The organism is Sabulicella glaciei, assembly GCF_026183895.1.
Lineage (GTDB): Bacteria > Pseudomonadota > Alphaproteobacteria > Acetobacterales > Acetobacteraceae > Roseococcus > Roseococcus glaciei.
In genome coordinates this window covers 1-19,734 of record NZ_JAPFQI010000006.1, presented here as the reverse complement: position 1 = coordinate 19,734, position 19,734 = coordinate 1, and the positions used below count along the sequence as shown (strand labels likewise).

General features: G+C 72.0%; 22 protein-coding genes, 1 tRNA gene and 1 pseudogene. 14 read left to right on the top strand and 10 right to left on the bottom strand.

Going from position 1 to position 19,734, the window contains the following annotated elements; all coding sequences use genetic code 11:
- Positions 1-3 precede the first annotated feature (3 nt).
- Positions 4-1,071 (bottom strand): threo-3-hydroxy-L-aspartate ammonia-lyase, encoded by a 1,068-nt coding sequence (locus tag OF850_RS09980; protein ID WP_301589916.1) that lies wholly within the window; start codon positions 1,069-1,071, stop codon positions 4-6.
- On the opposite strand from OF850_RS09980, the gene OF850_RS09975 reads away from it, so the two are divergent.
- Together OF850_RS09975 and OF850_RS09970 are read left to right on the top strand one after the other, a co-directional pair.
- Positions 1,070-2,011: a dihydrodipicolinate synthase family protein gene (locus OF850_RS09975; protein ID WP_301589915.1), complete on the top strand. Its 942-nt coding sequence runs from the start codon at positions 1,070-1,072 to the stop codon at positions 2,009-2,011. The two genes, OF850_RS09980 and OF850_RS09975, sit on opposite strands and share 2 nt — an antisense overlap.
- A 45-nt stretch (positions 2,012-2,056) precedes the next feature.
- Positions 2,057-2,131, top strand: a tRNA-Gly gene (locus OF850_RS09970).
- 23 nt (positions 2,132-2,154) lie between these two features.
- Here the strand turns inward: OF850_RS09970 and OF850_RS09965 are convergent.
- The 5 genes from OF850_RS09965 to OF850_RS09945 are packed head-to-tail and all read right to left on the bottom strand — an operon-like array spanning position 2,155 to position 6,336.
- Positions 2,155-2,886, bottom strand: coding sequence for a metallophosphoesterase family protein (locus OF850_RS09965; protein WP_301589914.1), 732 nt, complete (start codon positions 2,884-2,886; stop codon positions 2,155-2,157).
- A gap of 2 nt (positions 2,887-2,888) precedes the next feature.
- The gene (locus OF850_RS09960; protein ID WP_301589913.1) at positions 2,889-4,229 is read right to left on the bottom strand and encodes an MmgE/PrpD family protein; all 1,341 of its coding nucleotides are present in this window, start codon (positions 4,227-4,229) and stop codon (positions 2,889-2,891) included.
- Positions 4,226-5,200 (bottom strand): NAD(P)-dependent oxidoreductase, encoded by a 975-nt coding sequence (locus tag OF850_RS09955; protein WP_301589912.1) that lies wholly within the window; start codon positions 5,198-5,200, stop codon positions 4,226-4,228. Before OF850_RS09955 ends, OF850_RS09960 begins: the two co-directional genes overlap by 4 nt.
- A 14-nt stretch (positions 5,201-5,214) precedes the next feature.
- Positions 5,215-5,796, bottom strand: a complete 582-nt coding sequence (locus OF850_RS09950; RefSeq protein WP_301589911.1) for a thiamine pyrophosphate-dependent enzyme — start codon at positions 5,794-5,796, stop codon at positions 5,215-5,217.
- A gap of 3 nt (positions 5,797-5,799) precedes the next feature.
- A complete protein-coding gene (locus OF850_RS09945; RefSeq protein ID WP_301589910.1) occupies positions 5,800-6,336 on the bottom strand; it encodes a phosphonopyruvate decarboxylase in 537 nt (178 codons plus the stop codon).
- Between the two features lie 62 nt (positions 6,337-6,398).
- Between OF850_RS09945 and eutB the strand changes: the two genes are divergently transcribed.
- Genes eutB through OF850_RS09915 form a run of 6 tightly spaced genes read left to right on the top strand, consistent with a single transcriptional unit; the run spans position 6,399 to position 11,408 of the window.
- The gene (eutB, locus tag OF850_RS09940) at positions 6,399-7,760 is read left to right on the top strand and encodes an ethanolamine ammonia-lyase subunit EutB (protein ID WP_301589909.1); all 1,362 of its coding nucleotides are present in this window, start codon (positions 6,399-6,401) and stop codon (positions 7,758-7,760) included.
- Positions 7,760-8,455 carry an ethanolamine ammonia-lyase subunit EutC gene (eutC, locus tag OF850_RS09935; protein WP_301589908.1) on the top strand — a complete coding sequence of 232 codons (696 nt, stop codon included), beginning with the start codon at positions 7,760-7,762 and terminating at the stop codon, positions 8,453-8,455. The genes eutB and eutC overlap by 1 nt, the downstream gene beginning before the upstream one ends.
- A 33-nt stretch (positions 8,456-8,488) precedes the next feature.
- Positions 8,489-9,427 (top strand): Bug family tripartite tricarboxylate transporter substrate binding protein, encoded by a 939-nt coding sequence (locus tag OF850_RS09930; protein ID WP_301589907.1) that lies wholly within the window; start codon positions 8,489-8,491, stop codon positions 9,425-9,427.
- Entirely contained in the window at positions 9,424-9,822 is a 399-nt protein-coding gene (gene arfB, locus OF850_RS09925; protein WP_301589906.1) for an alternative ribosome rescue aminoacyl-tRNA hydrolase ArfB, read from the top strand. The genes OF850_RS09930 and arfB overlap by 4 nt, the downstream gene beginning before the upstream one ends.
- Before the next feature lie 59 nt (positions 9,823-9,881).
- Positions 9,882-11,084 (top strand): Gfo/Idh/MocA family protein, encoded by a 1,203-nt coding sequence (locus OF850_RS09920; protein ID WP_301589904.1) that lies wholly within the window; start codon positions 9,882-9,884, stop codon positions 11,082-11,084.
- Positions 11,085-11,102: 18 nt separating this feature from the next.
- Positions 11,103-11,408, top strand: a complete 306-nt coding sequence (locus OF850_RS09915; RefSeq protein ID WP_368044685.1) for an antibiotic biosynthesis monooxygenase family protein — start codon at positions 11,103-11,105, stop codon at positions 11,406-11,408.
- On the opposite strand, the gene OF850_RS09910 is transcribed toward OF850_RS09915, so the two are convergent.
- Genes OF850_RS09910 through fsa form a run of 3 tightly spaced genes read right to left on the bottom strand, consistent with a single transcriptional unit; the run spans position 11,409 to position 13,566 of the window.
- Positions 11,409-12,341: a tyrosine recombinase XerC gene (locus OF850_RS09910; RefSeq protein ID WP_301589902.1), complete on the bottom strand. Its 933-nt coding sequence runs from the start codon at positions 12,339-12,341 to the stop codon at positions 11,409-11,411.
- Positions 12,338-12,916: a hypothetical protein gene (locus tag OF850_RS09905; protein WP_301589901.1), complete on the bottom strand. Its 579-nt coding sequence runs from the start codon at positions 12,914-12,916 to the stop codon at positions 12,338-12,340. Before OF850_RS09905 ends, OF850_RS09910 begins: the two co-directional genes overlap by 4 nt.
- The gene (fsa, locus tag OF850_RS09900; RefSeq protein ID WP_301589900.1) at positions 12,913-13,566 is read right to left on the bottom strand and encodes a fructose-6-phosphate aldolase; all 654 of its coding nucleotides are present in this window, start codon (positions 13,564-13,566) and stop codon (positions 12,913-12,915) included. Before fsa ends, OF850_RS09905 begins: the two co-directional genes overlap by 4 nt.
- A gap of 77 nt (positions 13,567-13,643) precedes the next feature.
- Here fsa and OF850_RS09895 point away from each other — a divergent pair, with 77 nt between their 5' ends.
- The 3 genes from OF850_RS09895 to OF850_RS09885 all read left to right on the top strand — a co-directional run bounded on the left by OF850_RS09895 (position 13,644) and on the right by OF850_RS09885 (position 17,110).
- A complete protein-coding gene (locus OF850_RS09895) occupies positions 13,644-15,905 on the top strand; it encodes a primosomal protein N' (RefSeq protein WP_301589899.1) in 2,262 nt (753 codons plus the stop codon).
- Between the two features lie 150 nt (positions 15,906-16,055).
- Positions 16,056-16,616 (top strand): hypothetical protein, encoded by a 561-nt coding sequence (locus OF850_RS09890; RefSeq protein WP_301589898.1) that lies wholly within the window; start codon positions 16,056-16,058, stop codon positions 16,614-16,616.
- A complete protein-coding gene (locus OF850_RS09885; protein ID WP_301589897.1) occupies positions 16,577-17,110 on the top strand; it encodes a class I SAM-dependent methyltransferase in 534 nt (177 codons plus the stop codon). The genes OF850_RS09890 and OF850_RS09885 overlap by 40 nt, the downstream gene beginning before the upstream one ends.
- A gap of 105 nt (positions 17,111-17,215) precedes the next feature.
- Here the strand turns inward: OF850_RS09885 and allE are convergent, their stop codons facing one another.
- Positions 17,216-18,046: a (S)-ureidoglycine aminohydrolase gene (gene allE, locus OF850_RS09880; RefSeq protein WP_301589896.1), complete on the bottom strand. Its 831-nt coding sequence runs from the start codon at positions 18,044-18,046 to the stop codon at positions 17,216-17,218.
- Between allE and OF850_RS09875 the strand changes: the two genes are divergently transcribed.
- The 3 genes and pseudogenes from OF850_RS09875 to OF850_RS09865 all read left to right on the top strand — a co-directional run.
- Complete coding sequence (locus tag OF850_RS09875) at positions 18,036-18,872, top strand: HesA/MoeB/ThiF family protein (RefSeq protein WP_301589895.1); 837 nt, start codon at positions 18,036-18,038, stop codon at positions 18,870-18,872. The two genes, allE and OF850_RS09875, sit on opposite strands and share 11 nt — an antisense overlap.
- The gene (locus tag OF850_RS09870; protein WP_301589894.1) at positions 18,869-19,243 is read left to right on the top strand and encodes a DsrE family protein; all 375 of its coding nucleotides are present in this window, start codon (positions 18,869-18,871) and stop codon (positions 19,241-19,243) included. Before OF850_RS09875 ends, OF850_RS09870 begins: the two co-directional genes overlap by 4 nt.
- A gap of 185 nt (positions 19,244-19,428) precedes the next feature.
- Positions 19,429-19,734, top strand: a pseudogene (locus OF850_RS09865) (hypothetical protein); the annotation flags it as partial.

Below are 19,734 nucleotides of genomic sequence, written 5' to 3'. Positions count from 1 at the left end.
ACCCTATCCGGCGATGAGCCGGGCGAAGCGGTCAAGATCCACGTTGCCGCCGCTGATGATGGCGCCCACCGGCCCGCCCGCCGCATCCACCTTGCCCGCGAGCAGCGCCGCCACCGCCAGGGCGCCGGTCGGCTCCACCACCAGCTTCATGCGGCTGGCCAGGAAGCGCATCGCCGCCACGATCTCGTCATCGGTGACCGTCACGACGTCGTCCACCAGGCGCCGCATCAGCCGGAAGTTCAGCGCGCCGACATGGGTGGCCAGCGCCCCTTCCGCGAGGCCGCGCGGCGGCGAGATGCGGATGATCTCCCCCGCGCGCAGCGAGCGCAGCCCGTCATCGCCCTCCGCCGGCTCCACCCCCACCACGCGGCAGCCGGGATGGCGCGCCTTGGCGGCGACGGCGGTGCCGGCCAGCAGCCCGCCCCCGCCCAGCCCGGCGAGGATCAGCGCGGGGGCCGGCATCTCCTCCAGCAATTCGGCCGTTGCCGTGCCGGCACCCGCGATGATGCGCGCGTCGTCGAAGGGCGGGATGAGCTCCATGCCGCGCTCCGCCGCGATCTCCGCCGCCAGGGCCTCGCGGTCGGTGGTGAAGCGGTCGTAGACGCGGACCTCCGCCCCGTAGCCCTTCGTAGCCTCCACCTTCGCTGGCGGGGCGTCGTGCGGCATCAGGATCAGCGCGGGCGCGCCGTGCAGCCGCGCCGAAAGCGCCACGGCTTGGGCATGGTTGCCGGAGGAAAAGGCGAGCACCCCTGCGCGCCGCCGCGCCTCCGGGATCTGCGCCAAGGCGTTGAAGGCGCCACGGAACTTGAAGGCCCCCATGCGCTGGAAGTTCTCGCATTTCAGGAAGACCCGCGTGCCGCTGCGCCTGTCCAGCTGGCCCGAGCGCATGACCGGGGTGCGATGCGCCACGCCGCGCAGCCGTGCCGCCGCCGCGTCCAGATCCGCCGCCGTCACCTCCGGCCTCGTGTCGCTGTCCATTGCGGCCCCCTCGCGCTTCGCCGCTCCGGCGCTACCATGGCGCCGGGGCGGGCGGTAGCGCCGGCCCGTCCGCAACTGCCGGGGCCGCGCCATGAAGCTTGATGAATCCGCCCGGGGCGTCTTCGTGATCGCCCCCACCCCCTTCCACCCGGATGGTCGGCTGGACGACGCCTCGGCCGACCGCATGACCGACTTCTTCCTGGAATCCGGCTGCGACGGGCTCACCGTGCTCGGCGTGATGGGCGAGGCGCCGAAGCTGGACGGGGCGGAGGCGTTGGGCTTCGCCGCGCGCATCGCCCGCCGTGCTGGCAAGGCGCCGGTAGTGGTCGGCGTCTCGGCCCCCGGCTTCGCCGCCATGCGGGCCCTGGCGCGCGGTGCGATGGATGCGGGCGCCGCTGGGGTGATGATCGCGCCGCCCAGCCACCTGCGCAACGACGAGGCGGTGCTTGCCTATTTCCGCCAGGCGGTGGAGGCGATCGGCGAGGACGTGCCCTGGGTGCTGCAGGACTATCCGCAGCTCTTCCAGGTGCAGATGCCGCCCGCGCTGATCCGCCGCATCGTCAGCGAATGCCCCTCCTGCGTCATGCTGAAGCACGAGGACTGGCCGGGGCTGGAGAAGATCAGCGCCCTGCGCGGCTTCCAGAAAGAGGGCACGCTGCGCCCGCTTTCCATCCTGTGCGGCAATGGCGGCGTGTTCCTGGATTTCGAGATGGAGCGCGGGGCGGACGGCGCCATGACCGGCTACGCCTTCCCCGACATGCTGGTGGACCTCGTCCGGCTTTCGGCGAAGGGCGATCGCGAGGCGGCGCACGACCTGTTCGACGCCCACCTGCCCATGATCCGCTACGAGCTGCAGCCTGGCGTGGGGCTGGCGGTGCGGAAATACGTGCTGATGCGGCGCGGCGTCCTGGCCAGCGACGCGCAGCGCCGCCCGGCCTCTGCCCTTTCGGCCGCCGCGCGGGCGGAGGTGGAGTACCTGCTGGGGCGGCTGGCGCGGCGCGACCCGCGGGCGCAGCTGGCGCGGGCCGCCTGACGGCTTGCCGCCCGCCGCCGTCCCCGGTATGTCTGGGGACGGAGCGCGGGCGTAGTTCAGAGGTAGAACGTCAGCTTCCCAAGCTGAATGTCGTGGGTTCGATTCCCATCGCCCGCTCCATCGCACCCTTCGTCACCACCGGTTCAGCGCCCCACGGCCAGCCGCGCGGCCAGTTCCTCAGGCAATCCGGCGGCGCGGATGCGGGACGCGGCCTCCGCCACGTCGTAGGGCACGCGCATCCAGGTGCACTCATTCGTGCCGGTGTCGAACAAGCCGTAACAGGCCGCCGGGCGGCCGTCCCGCGGCTGCCCGACCGCGCCCATGACGCAAAGCCAGCGCCCGGGCGCCTCCAGACGCACCGGCGCCGACATGGGCGGGCGGAGCGCGGCCACCTGCCCGCTCGGCAAGAGCCCGCAAAGCAGGGGCACGTGCGTGTGGCCGCAGAAGGTCAGGCGCGCCTCCGTCGCCGCCAAGCTCCTCTGCGCCTCCGCCGGTCCCTCGACATAGCGCCACTCGGCGGGTGCAGAGGCATCGGCATGGACGAAAAGCCGGTCCTCCTCCTCCAGCAGGAGGGGCAGGGCATCCAGCCAGGCGCGATCCTCGGCCGACAGCGCGCCCTGCGTCCAGCGCATCGCGGCGGCGGCAAGCGGGGAGAAGCCACGCGGGCCATGGGTGGCAGCTTGGTCGTGGTTGCCTTGAAGGCAAGGCGCGCCGAGGCCGCGCACCCGCGCCACCACCGCCGAGGGATCGGCCCCGTAACCCACGAGGTCGCCCAGGAACAGCAGGCGCTGTGCGCCCTGCGTCGCCGCGTGCTCCAGGCAGGCCTCCAGCGCCTGGAGGTTGCTGTGGACATCCGCAAACAGGGCGAGCTTCATCCTCAGGCCAACGCGACTTCCCCTGGCAGGGTGTCGCCCACCCGCAGCCCGCGCAGGAAGTCGCGTGCTGGTGCCGCGCCCAGGACGGGGCCGGACAGTTCCATGAACTTCTCGTCCAGCTCGGCGTCGGAGAGCGGGGCGTCCGGATCGCCACGCCGCGTCGGCTGGTGACGGAACAGGCTGCGCCCGTCCTTCAGCGCCACCGTCACCTTGGCGGAGCGCTGGCCGGGAAAGGCCGCCTCGCACTCGGCATCGAGGCTGACAGACACGCGCGGCATCAGCGCGCGGATCGCCGGGTCGGCCAGGCGATCCGGCCCGAAGGCGGCGAGGCGCACCCCGCCATGCAGCAGCATGGTGGCGACGGTGAACTGGGTGGAGAAGCGCGCCTCCTGCTCCGTCGCCGCATGCGGGCGGTCGCAGACATTCACCGTCGCGGCATAGCCGCCGACATGGACGGACTCCACGTCGTCAGCCGCGAAGCCCGCATCGCGCTGAAGGTCGCGCACGGCATCCAGCGCGGCGAAGATGTGCCCGCAGCAGCCATGGTTCTTCACCGTCATCTCGGTGACGGCCAGCGGCTTGCCGATCGTGGCGATGGCCTTGTCCCACTGCCCCGTATCGGCCGAGGTGGCGGCGGCGAAGCCGGCGAGGCCGTGCAAGACGTCCAGCGCGCCGGTCATGCCTTCCTTCGCGGCCATGGTGGCCAGGGCCCCGGCCTCCGCCGCGTGGCCGGGATGCAGCGGCTTGGACATGCCGTCGCCGCGAAAGGCCTGCTGCAAGCCGCCCGCCATGGTGGCGGCGGTGGCGATGGCGTGCGCCGTCTGCTCCGCGTCGCAATCGAGGATGACGGCCACGGCAGCGGCGGCGCCAAAGGTGCCCACCGTGCCAGTGGTGTGCCAGAAATCGTAGTGCGAGGGCTGCACCGCGAAGGCGATGCGGCACGACACCTCGTAGCCCGCGGTGATGGCGCGCAGCAGCGCCTCCATGTCCCGCCCGTGCTCCTGCGCCGCCGCCAGCGCCGCCGCGACGGTCGGGCAGCCGGGGTGGTAGACGCCCCAGCGCCAGATGTCGTCGAACTCGACGATGTGGCTCGCCGTGCCGTTGAGCAGCGCGGCGTGGCGCAGCGCGCAGCGCGTCCCCTCGACATAGGAGACGGCCCGCCCCGGCCCCCGCCCCGAGGCCAGCGCCTTCGCCATCAGCGTAGCGGGCGGCAGGCGGCAGCCGGGCAGCAGCGCCGCGAACCAGTCCACCAGCGCCCGGCGAGCGGCGTGCGCCACCTCCGCCGACAAGGGCGCATTCCGCCAGGAGGCGGCGTGCTCGGCGAGGGCGGGGAGCGGGTTCATCGGTTGAGCCGCAGCACTTCTTTGTTGATCACCATGTCCGGGTCCACCTCGCCCTTGAAGTGGCCGATGATGGAGGACACGGCGGAAAGTCCCATGCGGCGCATGCCCTGCACCGTGCCGGCGGCGCTGTGCGGCGTCATCACCACGTTGGGCGCGCCCAGCAGCGGGTTGCTCTTCGCCACCGGCTCCTCCCAGAACACGTCCAGACCGGCGGCGGCGACGTGGCCGGACTTCAGCGCCGAAGCCAGCGCCGCCTCCTGCACCAGCGTGCCGCGCGCGGTGTTGATCAGGCGCGCGCCGGGCTTCATCGCACCCAGGAACTCGGCATTCACCATGCCGCGATTCTCGGCGTTGGAGGGGCAGTGCATGGTGACCCAGTCGGCCTCGGCCAGCCCTTCCTCCAGCGTCTTGGCGTAGCGGAAGCCGGCACCTTTCACCGTGTTCATCGGCACGTTGGGGTCGCAGACCAGCACGTCCATGCCGAAGGCGTGGCACAGCCGCGCGACGCGCCCGCCGATACGGCCGAAGCCCACCACCAGCACCGTCATGCCCGACAGATCATAGGCGGTCGGCGCGTCGGTCGTGCTCCACTTGAAGGCGCGGGTGTTCTCGTCGAACACCTTGATCTGCTTGGCGATGGTGAGCATGAGCATCAGCGCGTGCTCTGCCACCGACAGCGCGTTGGCGTCTGCGGTCACGGTCAGCGGAATGCCGCGCTTGGTCAGCTCCGGCACGTCCACCGCGTCATAGCCGACGCCGTGCCGCGCCACGATGGACAGCTTGGGCGAGAAACCCAGGAACTCCGCGTTGATCGGCGTGGCGCGGACGACCACCGCTTCGGCGCGGGTCATCGCGTCGCGCAGCTCGTCGCCCACCGGGTTGTGCACCACCTCGACCGTGAAGCCGGGCTCGGCGCGCAGCCGGGCCTCCGCGTCGGGATGGAGGGAGCGGAGAAGCGCGACGTGGGGCATGGGTCTTGTCTTCCTTAGGCGAGATGGGCGGCGGGGCCGAGAAGGTGCTCGCGCATGCGAGCCTGGAGGATGGCGCCCTCGCGCGGCGGCAGGACGAGGGGAAGGTTCTTCGCCTCGATCTTGGCGAGGGCGAAGACCGGCCCCTCCTTGGCATGCACCGCGTCGCGGAATTTCGCCGCATCCGCCAGCGAGGCGATGCGTTGCGTCCGCTTGATTCCGGCGCCCTCCGCCATCACGGCAAGGTCGGTGCCGTGGCGCGTCGCGGTCTGCTGGCCGCCCGTCTCGCTGTAGTGCTCGTTGTCCTGAACGAGGATGGCGAGGTTGCGCGGCGCCTGGTGCGCGATCGTCGCCAGCGCGCCCACGCCCATCAGCATCTCGCCATCGCCGGTGATCACCAGCACCGGCCTGTCCGGCTGCGCCAGCGCCAGGCCGAGCCCGATCATCACCGCGCCGCCCATCCCGCCCCAGAGCGGAAAGTTGGCCGGCGTGTCGCCGATGGCCGTGATGTCCCAGGCGGAGGCGCCGAGCCCGGCGACCACCAAGAGGTCGCCGCGGTCCTGGAGCACGGCGGCGCAGAGTTCGCGTCGGTCGAGCATCCCTCAGTCCTTCCCGAAGGTCTTGGCGCCGAGCAGGCGCTGGCCGATCAGCGTCGCGGTCGGGCGGAAGGTGTTGAAGGCGAGCTTCAGCGTGGCCTCGACGGTGGGCAGCAGGTCCGCGTCCGTGTCGGCGCGGTGGACGATGGTGCCCATCGCCTCCAGCGTCGCCTGGGTGGCCTGACCCATGGGGATCTGTGCCGGGTTGAACTCGCCGAAATCGCCGCGCATCGTCACCAGCATGGGCATCGGGCAGCGATGGATAGTGCCGAGCGACAGCATGTTGATGCAGTTGCCGACGCCCGAGGACTGCATCAGCAGGACGGAGCGCTGCCCGCCCAGCCACGCGCCCTGCATCAGGGCCACCCCTTCCTCCTCCGTCGTGCAGGTCACGACGCGCAGGTCGTTGTCGGCGAGGCAGCGGCGGATCAGCCGCGCATGGCCCGCATCGGGCACCAGCGCCACCTGCCGGATGTCATAGCGCTTCAGCAGGTCATAGATCTGGTCGGGCCAGTCGGCCGTTGCCGCCGGTGCGGATTCCATCGGTCGTTCCCTTGTTCGCGAAAGAGTTTCCGCCCGGTCGCGGAATCTGGCAAGGCGGGGGCATGGCGTTCCGGCACGCGATCCGTGGCACCACCCACGTCTTCCCCGACCTGCGGACTTTGCTGGCGCGCGCCAGCCCCTTCCGCTCCGGCGACGCGCTGGCCGGGATAGCGGCCGCTTCCGCGGAGGAGCGCGTGGCGGCCCAGCGCGCCCTGGCCGACCTGCCGCTGCGCCGCATCCTGGCCGAGCCCGTCATCCCGCCGGAGGAGGACGACGTGTCCCGCCTCATCCTGGAGGATCACGATGCGGCGGCCTTCGCCCCCGTCGCGGTGCTGACCGTGGGCGGATTCCGCGACTGGCTGCTTGCGGCCGCGCCCGCCGAGCTCGCTGCGATCCGACGGGGCATCTCGCCGGAGATGGCGGCCGCCGTGTCCAAGATCATGCGCAACGCGGACCTTGTTTCCGTCGCGGCGAAATGCCGGGTGGAAACGCGCCTGCACAACACGCTGGGCACGGAGGGCACGCTGTCGGTGCGGCTGCAGCCCAACCACCCGACGGACGACCCACGCGGCATCGCCGCCGCCATCCTGGACGGGCTTCTGCTCGGCGCGGGCGACGCCTGCATCGGCATCAATCCCGCCACCGACAACGTTGAATCCGTGCTGCGCCTGCTAGACCTGCTGGAGGAGGTGCGGACACGCTTCAGCATCCCCACCCAGGGCTGCGTGCTGTCTCACGTTTCCACCACGCTCATCGCCATGGAGCGCGGCGCGCCGGTGGACCTCGTCTTCCAAAGCATCGGCGGCACGCAGCGCACCAACGAAAGCTTCGGCATCTCCCTCGCCCTGCTGGAGGAGGCGCAGGAGGCGGCGCTAGCGCTCGGTCGGGGCACGGTGGGCAGCAACGTGATGTATTTCGAGACCGGCCAGGGCAGCGCGCTTTCCGCCGAGGCGCATGGCGGAGTGGACCAGCAGACGGTGGAGGCGCGCGCCTACGCGGTGGCGCGGCGCTTCGATCCGTTGCTGGTCAACAGCGTCGTCGGCTTCATCGGGCCGGAATACCTGTTCGACGGCAAGCAAATCCTCCGCGCGGGGCTGGAGGACCATTTCTGCGGCAAGCTGCTGGGCCTGCCGATGGGGGTGGATATCTGCCACACCAACCACGCCGAGGCCGATGCGGACGACATGGACGCGCTGCTCCTGTGCCTCGGCCTCGCGGGGGTGAACTACGTGATGGGCGTGCCAGGGGCGGATGACGTGATGCTGGCCTACCAGTCCACCTCCTTCCACGACGCGCTGACCGCGCGGCGCCTGCTGGACCGCCGCCCGGCACCAGAATTCGCCGCCTGGCTGGAGCGCGCGGGCATCGGCGAAGGGGCGCGCATTCCCGGCGCGCTGTCGCCCGCGCTGCTCGGCCTGTCCTGATGCTGCCCGCACAGCTTCGCCGCTTCACCGCCGCGCGGGTCGGACTGGGCCGCGTGGGCGACGCGCAGCCCACCGGGGTGTGGCTGGATTTCCAGGAAGCCCACGCGGCGGCGCGCGACGCCGTGTGGTCGGCGCTGGACCCGGCGGCGCTGGGGTTTTCCGCCCCCGTGGTGCGGAGCGAGGCGCGCGACCGGCGCGAATACCTCCTGCGCCCCGACCTGGGTCGGCGGCTGCGGGCGGAGGATGCGGCGCTGCTGCCGCGCAGCGGCGGCGTCGTGGTCGTCGTGGCGGACGGGCTCTGCGCCGCCGGGGTGCAGGCGCAGGCGGCCTCGCTGCTGCAAGCCTTCAGTGCCCCCTGGCCCGTCGTGGTGGCGCTGCAGGCCCGCGTCGCGCTGGGCGACGCGATCGGCGCCGCCACCGGCGCCGAGGCAGTGGTGGTGCTGATCGGCGAGCGGCCGGGACTGTCGGCGCAGGACAGCGTCGGGCTCTACCTCACCTGGGCGCCGCGCCCGGGCCGCACCGACGCGGAGCGCAACTGCATCAGCAACATCCGCCCCGGCGGCCTGTCCCACGCCGAGGCGGCGACCAAGCTGCACTGGCTCCTGCGCGAGGCACGCGCGCTGGGCGCCACCGGCATCGCGCTGAAGGACGAGATGCCCGCAGGGGCTTTGCCTCCGCCGGACCCGGCGGTCTAGGCTCCGCGCAACATCCAGAGGGAGGATACCGCCATGCGCCGCTTCGCGCTGATGCTCGCCATACTCTTCGCCGGCCCCGCCCTGGCGCAGGAGGCGTATCCGAGCCGGCCCGTCCAGCTCATCATTCCCTTTCCGCCTGGCGGCAACACCGACCTGATGGCCCGCGCCATCCAGGCCGAGCTGACGCGGGAGCTGGGCCAGCCGGTGGTTGCGGTGAATCGCGGCGGCGCGGCCGGGGCGATCGGCAATTCCGAACTCGCCCGCGCGCGGCCAGATGGCTACACGATCGGCATCTCGCCCAACAACGCCATCACCACGCAGCCCTACCTGCAGAATGCCGCCTACAACCCGGAAAGCTTCCGCTTCCTGTGCCTGGTCTACGACAACCCACAGGTGGTGATCCTGGCGCGCAACGCGCCCTTCCGCGAATTCCGCGGCATGATCGCCCATGCGCGCACGGGGCCCGAGGCGCTGGTCTACGGCATCCCGGGCGTGGGCAGCACGCAGCACATCCTCACCGCGCAATTGCTGCGCGCGGCGGGCGTGTCGGGGCTGAACGTGCCCTTCGCGGGCGCGGGGCCGATCGCGCAGGCGGCGCTGGGCGGGCAGATCATGATGTTCATCGAAAGCGCGGCGATCCCCGCCGCCACCGGCCTGCCCGTCATCGCCGTGCTGGGTGACCGCCGCATGCCCGCCCTGCCCGACGTGCCGAGCACGGGCGAGCTGGGCTACCCCATGGCGGGCACCACCTATGGCGGCCTCCTCGCCCCCGCCGGCCTGCCGGACAACATCGCCGAGACGATCGAGCGCGCTTGCGAGCGTGCGGTGCGATCGGAAGGCTACCGCGCCGCGGCGGAGCGGCTGAACGGCGTCCCCTCCTTCCTGCCCGGCAACGCCCTGCGCGACCGCTTCCTTTCGGAGGCGCGCACGAACCAGGCGCTGCTGCGCGAACTGGGCATCGTGCGCGAGTGACGCCCGACCCCGCCCTCCTCGAGGAGGACTTCCTGCGCGCCTCCGGCCCGGGCGGGCAGAACGTCAACAAGCTGGAAACCGCCGTGCAGCTCCGCTTCCGTGCAGCGGAGGCGGGGCTCTCCGAGCGGGTCTGGCTGCGGCTGCGCACCCTTGCCGGGCGTCGCATGACCAAGGACGGGGTGGTGGTCATCACCGCCCAGGCCCACCGCACCCGCGAGCGGAACCGCGAGGATGCGATGGCGCGGCTGACCGAGTTGCTGGCGGAGGCGAGCAAGCCGCCCCCGCCCAAGCGCCGGCCGACCAAGCCCACGCGCGGCTCCCAGCTTCGCCGCATGGATAGCAAGACGAAGCGCGGCACCACCAAGGCGCTGCGCGGCAAGCCCCTGTCCGAATAGGAAGCCGGAACCACCCACTCCGCGTCGCGTTGCGCTCCCCGTTGCCCGAGGAGCCCGCCATGCCGCAGCCAATGTCATCCTTCTCCATGCCGCGCCGCGGCCTGATCCGCGGCACCGGCGCGGGTCTGATCGCCGCGTCGGGCTCGGCGGCGGCGCAGCAGGGTGATCCCGCGCCCGTGCGCGCCATTGGCCGCCCCATGCCGAAGCTGGAGCGCGAGGCCCCACTGTCGCCTGAGGAGCGGGTGGGCTTCGCCGTGGTGGGACTGGGCAAGTTCGCGCTGAACCAGATCCTGCCCTCCTTTGCCTTCTGCCGGCAAGCGAAGCTCGTCTCCCTCGTCAGCGGCGACGCCGCCAAGGCGCGGGAGGTGGCGCGGCAATACGGCGTGCCGGAAAGCGGCATCCACGACTATGCGAATTACGACCGCATCGCCGACGACCCCGCCATCCAGGTGGTCTACGTCATCCTGCCCAACGCGCTGCACGCCGAGTACACGCAGCGCGCCTTCCGCGCCGGCAAGCACGTGCTGTGCGAGAAGCCCATGGCCGTCTCCTCCGCCGAGGCGCGGGAGATGATCGCCGCCGGGCGCGCGGCGGGACGCAAGCTGATGGTCGCCTATCGCGCGCAGTACGAGACCTTCAACCGCAAGGCGATCGAGATGATCCGGGAAGGGGAGCTGGGCAAGTTGCGCCTCATCACCTCCGACCACGGCCGCCCTGCGAAGCCGGAAGAGCCGGCGGACCAGTGGCGCCTCCAGCGCGCCCTGGCCGGCGGCGGCTCACTCTTCGACGTCGGCATCTATGCGGTGAACGCCATGCGCTACCTGTCGGGCGAGGAGCCGGAGGAGGTGATGGCGATGACGCAGAGCGACCCCGACGACCCGCGCTTCCGCGAGGTGGAGGACCGCACCACTTGGCAGTTCCGCATGCCCTCCGGCCTGCTCTGCAACGGTTCCACCTCCTACAGCTATTTCGAGACGAAGCGCCTTTCCGTGCTGGGCACCGACGCGGCGCTGCGCATGGACCCCGCGACGGATTACGATCTGCGCCGCATGTGGGTCTCGCGCGAGGGCGAGCGGGAAGCGGAGCTGCTGCTTCCGATGAACAACCAGTTCGCGGCGGGGCTGGACCACATGGCCGAATGCGTGCGCGAGAATCGCGATCCGCGCACCCCCGGCGAGGAGGGCCTGCGCGACATGCTGGCCATGGAGGCGATCTACGAGGCGGCTCGGACCGGCCGCACGGTTCGCGTCGGGACGCCGTGAGCGGGCGCGCGACGATCGATCGCGCGCATCTGGCGCGGGCGCACCGCGCGCGACCGCGCCGATGCCTACGAGCCCTATCTGCGCGAGGTGGGCATCCGCCCGCTGGAGGAAAAGGCGCTGGGCGTGCAGCTTCTCCGCGAGGATCGCGAGACGGAGACGGAGTTCGTCACCATCTCCTTCTGGGAGGATGTGGAGGCGATGGCGCGCTTCACGGGCGGCGACCCGACGCGCATCCACCATTTGCCGCGCGACGCCGAGTTCCTGCTCGAACTGCCGGAGGGCGTGCAGGCGCTCCGCATCCTGGTGGACAAGCCGCCAGGCTGATCAATCCGCGCGCGGATGCGCCAAGCGCCACGTGGCCAGCAGCCCTTCCGCGTCCACCGCGGTGTAGCGCTGCGTAGTGGACAGGCTGGCATGGCCCAGCAATTCCTGGATGGCGCGCAGGTCGGCCCCGCCCGCCAGCAGATGCGTCGCAAAGGAATGGCGCAGTGCGTGTGGCGTCGCGTGCTCGGGCAGGCCCAGCAGGCGGCGCGCGTCGCGCATCGCCTTCTGCGCCACCGCCGGGTCCAGGCGCTTGCCGCGCGTGCCGAGGAAGAGCGGCTCCTCCGGCGCGCCGGCGCCGCGCTGCTTCATATAGGCGGCGATGGCCTGGCGCACCGCCGGCAGCACCGGCACGACGCGCTGCTTGCCGCCCTTGCCGGTGATGCGCAGCGCCGCCTCGCCCCCCGGCAGTGGCGCGTCGCGCAGGTCGAGCGACAGCGCCTCCGAGATGCGCAGGCCGCAGCCATAGAGCAGCGTCAGCAGGGCCGTGTCGCGCGCGGTCTGGAAGGCGGGAGACTCGGCGCCGGGGGCGGAGTGGGCGACCCCGACCGAATCCGCGATCTCCTTCGCGTCCACGGGCGAAAGGGCGCGCGGGATGGGTGGGACGCGCTTCGGGCCGCGCATCCCGGCGAGCGGCAAGGGCGGCAGGCCGTGATGCTTGGCGAGGAAGCGCAGAAAGGCGCGAATGGCCGCAAGCTGGCGCGCGCGCGTGGCGTTGCCCGCCCCCGCCGCCGCCCGCGCCGCCAGGAAGGCCCGCAGATCGCCCGGCGTCAGGTCGGCGAGGGCCGCCAGATCCACCTCGCCCCCGAGATGGTTTGAAAGGAAGCCCAGGAAATCCGCCACGTCGCGGCCATAGGCCTCCAGCGTGTGCGGGCTGGCCCGCCGCTCCCGCTCCAGCCAGAGCAAGAAGGCGGTGCGGGCCTCGGCGCCCGTCACGCGGGGAGCCGCGCGGCCAGGGCGCGGCCGAGAAAGGACAGGGGCTGCGGATGGGCGGGCAGCAGCACCGCCTCCCGCGCGCCGAGCACGAGCAGGCGCCCCGGCCCGGCGGGGATCAGCGCCTCCCGCGCCACCACGGGCGCGGCCTCGCCATGCAGCGTCGTGCAGCCGGTCGCCGGGCGGATCACCGGGCGGGAATGGGGAAGGAGGCGGGCGGCCTCGCCGGGGTGCAGCGCGGCGAGATGGCGGCGCGGCGGCGCCTCGGCCAGGACGCGCACGGATTCAAGCGCCAGCAGGGCGGGCCATTCCTCGGCCGCGCATTCCAGCGCGTCGGCGGCGCGCAGCAGGGCCAGCACCGCCTCCCCCACCCGCGCGCCGAGGGATTGCCGGGCGCGCCCCGCCTCCAGCACCCGCGCGGTTTCCCGACGCGACTGCTCGATCATCGCTTCCATGTGATCGGCCAGGACCGGTCCGTGCCAGCGCCGCGGCGGCTGGAGCGCCCCGTAGAGGGCGGGGCGGCGCGCAAGGAAATCCGGGTTCGCGCGCAGCCAAGCCTCGACGCCTTCCGGCGTCAAAGGATGCTCTGCCCCGTCTTGGCCCAGTCCGCGGTGAACTGCTCCAGCCCGCGATCGGTCAGCGGGTGCTTCACCAGCGCCTTGATGACGGCAGGCGGCATGGTGGCGACATGCGCGCCGATCTTGGCGCATTGCAGCACGTGGACCGGGTGGCGGATGGAGGCGGCCAGCACCTCCGTGCGGAAGTTGTAGTTGCTGTAGATCGTGACCACGTCTGCGATCAGCTGGATGCCGTCCTCGCCGATGTCGTCCAGCCGGCCGATGAAGGGAGAGATGAAGGCGGCACCCGCCTTGGCGGCGAGCAGGGCCTGGGGCGCGGAGAAGCAGAGGGTGACGTTGACCATCGTCCCCTCGTCGGACAAGGCCTTGCAGGCGCGCAGCCCGGCCTCGGTCAGCGGAACCTTGACCGCGACGTTGGGAGCGATGTCGCGCAGGTAGCGGCCCTCGCGCAGCATGGTGTCGAGGTCGGCGGCGGTGACCTCGGCGGAAACGGGGCCCTCGGTCAGGGCGCAGATCTCGGCGATCACCTCGCTCATCTTGCGGCCGGACTTGGCGATGAGGGAGGGGTTGGTCGTCACGCCATCCATCAGCCCGGTGCCGGCGAGGGACTTGATCTCCGCCACGTCGGCGCTGTCCACGAAGAACTTCATCGCTGCATGATTCCCAAGCTGTGCGGCGTTTTCCACCAGAGGAGGACCGGGGGCGGCCCCGGCGGAGCAGATAGCCCATGGCGGCACCGGACCGGAAGGCACGATCGGCGCAGGACACGCTGGCGCTGGAGGCGGGGGAGCCCGCTTCCGGCCGCGCGCGCCCGGCCGCGTCGCGCCGCGTCCCCGTGCTGCTGCCCCTGCCGCTGGAAGGGGCCTACGACTACCGCCTGCCGCCCGACGTGGCGGCGGAGCCGGGCTCGTTTGTCGAGGTGCCGCTGGGCGGGCGGACCGCGCTGGGCGTGGTCTGGGACCCGCCGGAGAACCCGGACCCCATCGCGGAGTCGCGGCTGCGCGACGTCCTCGCGGCCAAGCCCGCCCCGCCCATGACGCCCTCGCTGCGCCGCTTCGTGGAATGGGTGTCCGCCTACACCCTGGCCCCGCCCGGCGCCGTGCTGCGCATGGCGATGAGCAGCCCTTCCGCCCTGGACGAGCCGCAGGCCACCGGGGGCTGGCGCGCCGTCCATCCGCCCCCCGAAGGCGTGCGCCTGACCGCCGAGCGCACGCGCGCCCTGGCCGCGCTGGGCGAGCAGGTCATGACGGGCAGCGACCTCGCGCGGGAGGCCGGGGTGCTGCCCGGCGTCCTCCGCGGCATGGCCAATTCCGGGCTGATCGCCCCGGCCCTGCTGCCGCGCGCCGCCGCCTTTCCCCGCCCGGACCCAGAGGCGGACAGCCCCCTTCTGAGCGAGGCGCAGGCGGAGGCGGCGCGCTTCCTGCGCGATTCCGTCGCGCGGCGGCGCTTCGAGGTGACGCTGCTGCAGGGCGTCACCGGCTCCGGCAAGACGGAGGTGTACCTGGACGCCATCGCCGAGACGCTGCGGGCGGGGCGGCAGGCGCTGGTGCTGCTGCCGGAGATCGCGCTGTCCACACAATGGCTGTCGCGCTTCGAGCGGCGCTTCGGCGCGCCGCCGGCGCTGTGGCATTCCGAATTGTCGTCGCGCACGCGCCGCGTCACCTGGCGCGCCGTGGCGGAGGGCGAGGCGCCGGTGCTGGTCGGCGCGCGCTCCGCCCTGTTCCTGCCCTTTCCCGATCTCGGCCTCATCGTCGTGGACGAGGAGCACGAGACGGCTTTCAAGCAGGAGGATGGCGTCACCTACCACGCGCGCGACATGGCGGTGGTGCGCGCGCGGCTGAGCGAGGCGGCCTGCGTGCTGGTCAGCGCCACGCCCTCGCTGGAAAGCGTCACCAACGCGGAGGCGGGGCGCTACGCCCGCGTGCAGCTTCCGACGCGCCACGGCGGCGCCGCCCTGCCCGAGATCCGCGCCGTCGACCTGCGCGCCACCCCGCCGGAGCGCGGGCGGTTCCTGTCCCCGCCGCTCACCGCTGCCATCCACGAGACGCTGGAGCGCGGCGAGCAGGCGATGCTGTTCCTGAACCGCCGCGGCTACGCCCCGCTGACGCTGTGCCGCGCCTGCGGTCACCGCATGCAATGCCCGAACTGCACCGCCTGGCTGGTGGAGCACCGGGCGCAGCGCCGCCTCGCCTGCCACCATTGCGGCCATGTGGAGCCGGTGCGGCCCGAATGCGTGGAATGCGGCGCCGAGCACAGCCTCGTCCCGATCGGCCCCGGCGTGGAGCGCATCCAGGAGGAAGTCGCCGACCTGTTTCCCGAGGCGCGCAAGCTGGTGATGGCGAGCGACACCATCCCCGGTCCCGCCGCCGCCGCCGAGGCCGCGCGCCGCATCGAGGAGCGCGAGGTGGACCTGATCATCGGCACGCAGATCGTCGCCAAGGGCTGGCACTTCCCGCACCTGACGCTGGTCGGCGTGGTGGATGCCGATCTCGGCCTCGCGGGAGGCGATCTGCGCGCGGGGGAGCGGACCATGCAGCTGCTGCACCAAGTGGCCGGGCGCGCAGGCCGGGCCGAGGCGCCGGGGCGCGTCCTGCTGCAAACCTTCAGCCCCGACCATCCGGTGATGGCCGCGCTGCTGCGCGACGATTTCGAGGGCTTCCTGGCCGCCGAGTCCGAGCAGCGCCGCCCCGGCCACTGGCCGCCCTTCGGGCGCCTCGCCGCGCTGATCGTGTCCAGCGAGGAGGCACGTGCGGCGGAGCGCGCGGCGCGCGACCTGGGCCTCGCCGCGCCATCGGGGGATGGGCTGCAGGTGCTGGGCCCGGCCCCAGCGCCGCTCTCCCTGCTGCGCGGACGGCACCGGCACCGGCTGCTGCTGAAGGCAGAGCGCGGCATGCCGGTGCAGGCCATCCTGCGCGACTGGCTGAACAAGGTGGAGGTGCCGGGGAACGTGCGGGTCCAGGTGGACGTGGATCCGGTGAGCTTTTTGTAGGCGCGAGACAGCGTCCGCGGCCAGCGGAGAAACCATGTTGCGAGCGAGGACCGTGCCGGGATGCTCCGTCCTCTTGAAGAATTATTAATGCCTTCGCATGAAACGAAGGAGTAGCCTCGCTGAACGTCCGTGACGCAGAGGAGGATGTCCATGGACATCAACACGGAGCGTTTGAACGAACTCGTTGGCAAGATGCTGGGCGACCTGGGCGGCGCCGCCAGCGTTCCCATGGTGCGGATCGGCGACACGCTGGGCCTTTACAAGGCGTTGCACCAGGGCGGACCGATGACCCCGGGCGAACTGGCGAGGCAGACCCGCATCCACGAGCGCTACCTGCGCGAGTGGCTCTCCTTCAATGCCGCATCCGGCTACCTGTCCTACGACGAGGTGAGCGGGCGCTTCTCGCTTCCGCCCGAGCAGGCGATGGTCTTCGTCGTCGAGGACAGCCCGGTGAACATGATGGGTGCATTCGACCTGATGGCGGCGATGCAGAAGAACCAGGGCCAGATCGAGGACGCGTTCAGGACCGGCGGTGGCGTGCCCTGGGGCAACCTCCAGTGCATGTTCTGCGCCACGGCGCGCTTCTTCCGGCCGGGCTACCAGAACCACCTCGTCCAGCACTGGCTTCCCGCGCTCGAAGGCGTGGTGGCGAAGCTGGAGAAGGGGCCGTCGTGGCCGACGTGGGCTGCGGCTGCGGCTGGTCCACGGTGATCATGACCAAGGCGTTCCCGAACAGCCGGTTCGTCGGCTACGACTACCACGACGCCTCCATCGAGGATGCGCGCGCCCATGCGCGGGAGCACGGCGCGGAAGCCAACACCCGCTTCGAGATCGGAACCGCCAAGGACATCCCGGATGGCGGCTTCGACCTCGTGACCTTCTTCGACTGCCTGCACGACATGGGCGACCCCAAGGGCGCGGCGGCGCATGTGAAGCGAATGCTGCGGCCGGACGGGACGTGGATGATCGTCGAGCCGATGGCCGGAGACCGCCTGGCGGACAACCTGAACCCGGTTGGGCGCCTCTACTACGCGGGATCGACGATGATCTGCGTGCCCACCTCGCTGTCGCAGGAGGTGGGTGCCGCGCTCGGGGCGCAGGCCGGGGAGGCGCAGCTGCGCGAGGTCATCACGGCGGGCGGATTCGGCATGATTCGCCGGGCTGCCGAGACGCCGTTCAACATGATCCTCGAAGCGCGGGCTTAGGGCGACGCCCGGCCTGATCGGATGCAGGGGCCGGCCGGACGAGCTGCCGGCCGCATCCTTGCGTCCTTATCCTTGCGCTCTTGCGGAACGCGCCCGTGGCCGGTGCTAGAACGTCACATCCCGGTTCACGTCCTTGTAAAGCAAATACTCGCAATTCCCGGCGCCGGTCGCGTAGATCTGCTGCGGCACGTAAGGCCCCATCCAGACGAAGTCGCCCTCCCACAGCTCGTGCCAGTCGCGGCCCAGCATCTGCAGGCACTGGCCCTGCAGCACCACCATGCCGTGCTCCATGATGTGCGTCTCGACGCACCAGAAATGCGCGCCGGGGCTATAGCCCATGATGTTCATCTCGAAATCCATGGACAGCTCGCGCGTGCCCAGCAGCAGGACGCGCCAGCGCGAACCGTTCTCCTCGCGCGGGGCGGTGTCGCGGTGGCCCAGGAGGACGCCGGGGACGGGAACGCCCTTGGCAGGCCGGTAGGGGCGCTTCACCCAGAGCGCCCGCGCCTCCGCCCCGCCTGCGTTGCGCGCGGAAAAACCGGTCCCGGCTGGGACGTAGACGTAGCCGCCGACCGGCAGCGTTTCGCGCTTCCCGCCGGCCTCGACCTCCAGCGCGCCGGCGGTGACGTAGAGGAAATGCTCCAGCCCATCCTCGATCGCCGTGCCGCATCCGGGCGGCAGGAGGACCATCGCCTGGGCGAAGCGCGCCCCCATCTCCGGCGAGCACTGCCAGCGGATCGTGCAGCCCGGCCAGTCCGGCAGGAAGGAATCCATGATCCCTTCTGGCGGAAAGACGCAGTAATGCGGGGTCAGCATCGAGCGATTCTGGCCGATGATGCCGGGGGGCGGGTTTTGGGTGGGCACGCGCATGGCGGAAGGCGGCCATGCCCTTCCGCCCTGGTCAAGCCCGGCCGCGCGGCCCCATATGGCGGCCATGGAGCTCGACTTCACCGACAGCGAATTGCAGCGCTATTCCCGCCACATCCTGCTGCGGGAGGTGGGGGCCGTTGGCCAGGCCAGGCTGCGCGCGGCGCGGGTGCTGGTCGTCGGCGCGGGCGGGCTCGGCTCGCCGCTTGCGCTGTATTTGGCCGCCGCCGGGGTGGGGACGATCGGCCTGCTGGACCACGACGTGCTGGAGCTGTCGAACCTTCAGCGCCAGGTGGCGCACGCGACCGCGCGGATCGGCCAGCCCAAGGTGGACAGCGCGGCCGAGGCGGTGCGCGCCATCAACCCCGAGGTGACGCTGGAACTCCACCCGCGCCGCCTGGACGCAGAGGCGGCGGAGGAGCTCATCCCCCGCTACGACGTGGTCTGCGACGGGACGGACAACTTCCCCACGCGCTTCCTGCTCGGTGATGCGTGCCACCTGCTGGGCAAGCCGCTGGTGAGCGCCGCGGTGCTGCGCTTCGAGGGGCAGCTTTCCGTGTTCCGCGGGCATGAGGGCGGGGCGTTTCCCTGCCATCGCTGCCTCCATCCCGAGATGCCGCCCGAGGGCCTGGTGCCGAGCTGCTCGGAGGCCGGGGTGCTGGGGGCGGTGGTCGGCGTCATGGGAACGCTGCAGGCGACGGAGGTGCTGAAGCTCCTTCTCGGCGTGGGAGAAGGCATGGCGGGCCGGCTGCTTCTGTGGGACGCGCTGGACATGCGCTTCCGCGACGTGCGGCTGCGGCGCGACCCGGCCTGCCCACTCTGCGGCCCCGGCGCCACGATCCGCGACCTGTCGGCGCATCGCGTCGCCCCTTCCCTGGTCTGCGCCGCGCCGTGACGCAGCCTTTGGGCGTGCTGCTCCTTTCGGGTGGGCATGAGCGCGCGCATTTCGCGCTGATGACCGCGACCGCTGCCGCCGCGCTGGGGCGGCCCGTGACGCTCTTCGCCACCAATGCGGGGTGCCGACTGCTCCTGCGCGAAGCGCCCCTGCTGCAGGATGAGCGCGAGGAGGCGGCGGGGAAGGCCGGGGTGGCCGGCATCGCCACGCTGCTGGCGGCGGCGTGCGAGCTGGGCATCCGCCTGATCGCCTGCGAGGCGGGGCTGCGGATGGAAGGGCAGGAGGGGGTGCCGCTCGCCGAGGGGGTGGAGGTGGCGGGGGTGGTGTCGTTCCTGGCGGCGACGGCAGGCGGGACGGTGGTGAGCCTGTAGGCGCGGGCTTCGGCGTTGGCCCGGGCGTGGCCACCGAACGGAAGAATCTCGAACAGCCCTCAGATCGGCGCCGCAGCACGGGCCGTGGGAACGCTTCGGGACCTCTTGCAACCTCAGGCGGAAATTCTCGACCAGGACAGCCGCAGGCTTGACCGGTCGCGCCCCAACGCGGCACCAAGGCGGGGATGCCCAGCCTCTTCCTGATCACCCTCCTTGCCCTCGGCTTGGGCGGGGCTGCCTGGGCGCAGTCGAGCCTCGGCCAGTCGGGCACCTTGCCTCCTCCGCGTGCGTCTGGCGCCGCGCCGGCCGCGCCATCCGCACCGCGCCAGGCCGCACCCGCGCAGCAGAACCGCCCCGCCGCGCAGCTGCGCCCCGCGGCCCAGGGGCAGCGGCCGGCTTCCGGCACCGCGCGCCCTGCCGCCCCGGCGCGGCCCGCGCAACCGGGGCAGGCGCAGACCCGCCGCCCGCCCCAGACGCCCCCGCACGCGGAA